Annotated in this window: 2 protein-coding genes; both read right to left on the reverse strand. The window is 71.0% G+C overall.

Going from position 1 to position 3,159, the window contains the following annotated elements; genetic code table 11:
* Window positions 1-120 precede the first annotated feature (120 nt).
* Entirely contained in the window at window positions 121-1,713 is a 1,593-nt protein-coding gene (locus QZY48_RS27735) for a hypothetical protein (protein WP_295436859.1), read from the reverse strand.
* Between the two features lie 37 nt (window positions 1,714-1,750).
* Complete coding sequence (locus tag QZY48_RS27740; RefSeq protein ID WP_295436861.1) at window positions 1,751-2,998, reverse strand: ATP-binding protein; 1,248 nt, start codon at window positions 2,996-2,998, stop codon at window positions 1,751-1,753.
* Window positions 2,999-3,159: the final 161 nt, after the last annotated feature.

Raw genomic sequence — 3,159 nt, forward strand, 5'->3', positions numbered from 1 at the left:
CAGCCGCGCGATGCCATTGCGCGGCCTCAGCCGCGCTGCCACAAGCGGCTTCAGCCGCGCTGTGGGAGCGGCTTTAGCCGCGACGGGTCAAGTCCAGGCTGTGCTGCCAGCGGGTCCGGGTCAGCGCCCGAGCCGGCGGCGAAAGTGCTCGACGAACCGGGCGTCCGCGGGGTCGAGGGTCCCGGCCCGCTGCATGGCCTCGATAGCGACAAGGGTCTTGCGCCACCAGTGCCGGGCGCTGGGATCGCCGCGTTGCTCGGCGAGCCGGGCCATCTGCTCGTACCCAATCGAGCGATCCCGCTGCGCTAGGGGGGACTCGGGATCGGCCTCGTAGAGGCGCTCGGCGATCTCAAGGCGCCGCTCGTAGCAGCCGCAGGCGCGCTCGAGGTCGCCAGGCCCGCCGCGCGCGCTCAGTCGATCCCCCAGCAGCCCCAGGCTCACCAACAGGTCCCGCCGCGTCTCCCCGGACTCGGGATTGGCCGCCAAGAGACATTCGACGCCCGCGAGGCCATCCTCGGCCAGGGCTAGGGCCGTGGCGCAGTCCTCGGCACCGCCCTGGGCGAGCAGGTGGCCGAGTCTGCCTCTAACCGTCAACAGATCCCGCGCCGCGGGCGCCGATGCCCGGTTGGCGGCGAGCAGCCCCTCCCGCAGCCCGATGGCACGCCGATAGTCGACCTCGGCCAGCCCCCGCTCACCGCGCCCGGCCCTCAGCCAGCCGCGCAATTCCAGGTGCCGGGCGAGGGTCGAGACGGGCCTCGGCGCCCCCGGGTCGCAGTCGAGCAGGCCCTCGGCGATGGCGATGCCGCGCCCATGGTCCGCCAGGGCCTGGGCCGAAGCGGCGGGCGAGCTCTGCTCGGCGCGCACCATGCCCAGCAAGAACAGCGCCTCGGACAGGTCGCAGTCGGCCAGTGCCGCGTCCGTGACCTGGGCGGCGAGCCCCTCGGACAACGACACCGCGCGCTCCAGGGCGCCCAGGGCCTCGTCCAGGTCCCCCGGCTGGCGGCGGTACCCCAGGGCCCAGCCTAGCGTGGCCAGTGCCCAGGCGCCCGCGCTGTGCAGGCCCGTCGACTCAAAGGGCCCCAGGGCCCCGCGGGCATCGTCGATGGTCTCGCCGAGCGGCCGATAAGGCGAAAGTCTCGACGCGCGCAACAGCAGCGCCCAGCCGCGAGTCAGGTCCGGCCAACCGGGATGGGCGGGGTATTCGGCCATGGCTTGGGCCAGTGCGGTACCGTCCGCAGGCGTTGCCCGGACATCCCAGTCCAAGACCCGCAGCGTCGGATAGGCCCCGGCCGGATCGGCAAGGACCAGGTGGTAGGCCCGCTCGATCCGTTCATGCATAGTCTCACCCGGAAAGGCGCCCTGGGCGCGAGCGGCGAGTGCGGCCATCCGTGCCGGGTCCTCGCCGTGCAACGCCTCGCGCAGCGCCAGCCGTGTCTGCTCATGGACGTTCCAGGCGGCGCGCGCCGGGAAGCCCTCGACGCAGCTCAGGCCCTTGAGCCGCTCGAGCCAGGTCTCGGCCGCGCCGGCCAGGTCCGGGTCCAGCACCGCCGCCAGGATACGGGCATCGAACCAGCGCGGTACCGCCGCACAGGTCAAGGCCCGACGCAGATCCGTGCCCGCGGCGGCGGGACCGAGTTCGAGCACGGCGAGCGCCAGGCGCTTGGGGTCGCCGGCGGCGGCCTGGAGCAGTTCCAGTTGGGCGTTCAGATCCATGGTCAGGCGGCCGCGGGAAGTCTGTCGAGCACGGGTCTCATAAGCCCCGGGTTGCCGCCGGTGATCTCCAGCAGCCAGTCGAGTTTGTCATCGGGCGGGCATTGTCTGCGCAGGACGCGCTGGATGAAGTCCTTCCAATGGTCCCGCTCCCTGACGGGCGGCAGTTCCTTGCACAGACACCAGTTCTCACGGACGCCGGTGGGGCAGGGCACCTGCTGGCCGGCGATGACCAGCCGCAGCCCGGGTGCTGACCGCAGCGGTCGAGCAGGTGGTCATGGACCCAGCGCTGCGTATCGGCGCTCGCTTCCTGATAGGTGTCCAGCAGCAGGAGCACCGGCTCCGGACAATCCTGGAGATCGTCGAGGAATGCGGCGCGCAGCGCCTCCAGGCGGTTGGCACCCTTGGCTTCCCGATCGTAGCGCTCGAAACACTGTCCGCGCAGGTCACGACGAACGCGGTCCAAGACATCGGTGAGCGGGTTGCCGGACTTGAACTCACCGAAGCCGACGGCCAGACCGGTCAGCCCGCGGGCAAGTTGCTCGAAACGAGCCATGAGCTTGCTCTTACCTTGGTTGGAGGGGCCGTAGAGCAGGAGCGCCCGGACCTCGCAGCGACCGCTCACCAGGTCCGCAAAGAGCCGCACCTCGTCCTCGCGGTCGGCCAGGTTGTGGGGCAGCAGGCTTGGGACCTCGGGCCAGCGATAGACCTGGTTGGGGACCGGCGGCGGGGCCTCTTGGTCGCCCCGGGCGGCCCGCAGTTCCTGCAGGAACTCGAGCGCGATCCGGTCGGCCGTGATGAAGGCCCCCTGCAGTCGGTCATGCCCGCGCGACTTCAGCCGTTGCTCATGGGCGCGCTGGGCGGCGCGGTCGGCGTCCGTCGCCTGCCAGTGCGCTTCGCGTCGGCTGCCCGCCTCGGCGAAACAGATCTGGCAGGTGATCCCGTGGTAGAGGGCGAGATAGCACTCCCATTGGGTATAGGAGAAGGGGCAGTGCCCCGGGGCGAGCAGGGGCGCGAGCATCGGGAGGCGTTGCGGCAGGTCGGGATAGGTCTTCAGCACCCAGGCGACCTCGGCGGGCTTGGCGAGCGAGCCCAGGCCGTCGCCGCTCAGGTGGATCATCGCGTCGCAGTGGCGGATGTAGCGGTCGAGTTTCTCGATCAGCAGGCCGCCGCCGAGGCCGAAGTCCTCCTGCACCTTGACCTCGTCGCGATGCGTGGTCAAGCGCTGGCGCAATTCCTCACGCACTGTGCGGAATTCAGTGGATACACAGGAGATGAACACGCGCATGGGATCGCCTCGAAGCTCCTTGGGCCGGCAGCGCCGACGCTCGCAACGGCCCTGGTGGCGGGAGGTTAAGGCCCGGGGCGCGGCGGGTCAATGGCCGGGCCCGTCGCGGCTGAAGCCGCTCCCACCGATGGGAGCGGCGTTACCGTAAAGGTCGCGCAGCG

Origin of the sequence: uncultured Thiodictyon sp. (assembly GCF_903828115.1) — a bacterium.
GTDB lineage: Bacteria > Pseudomonadota > Gammaproteobacteria > Chromatiales > Chromatiaceae > Thiodictyon.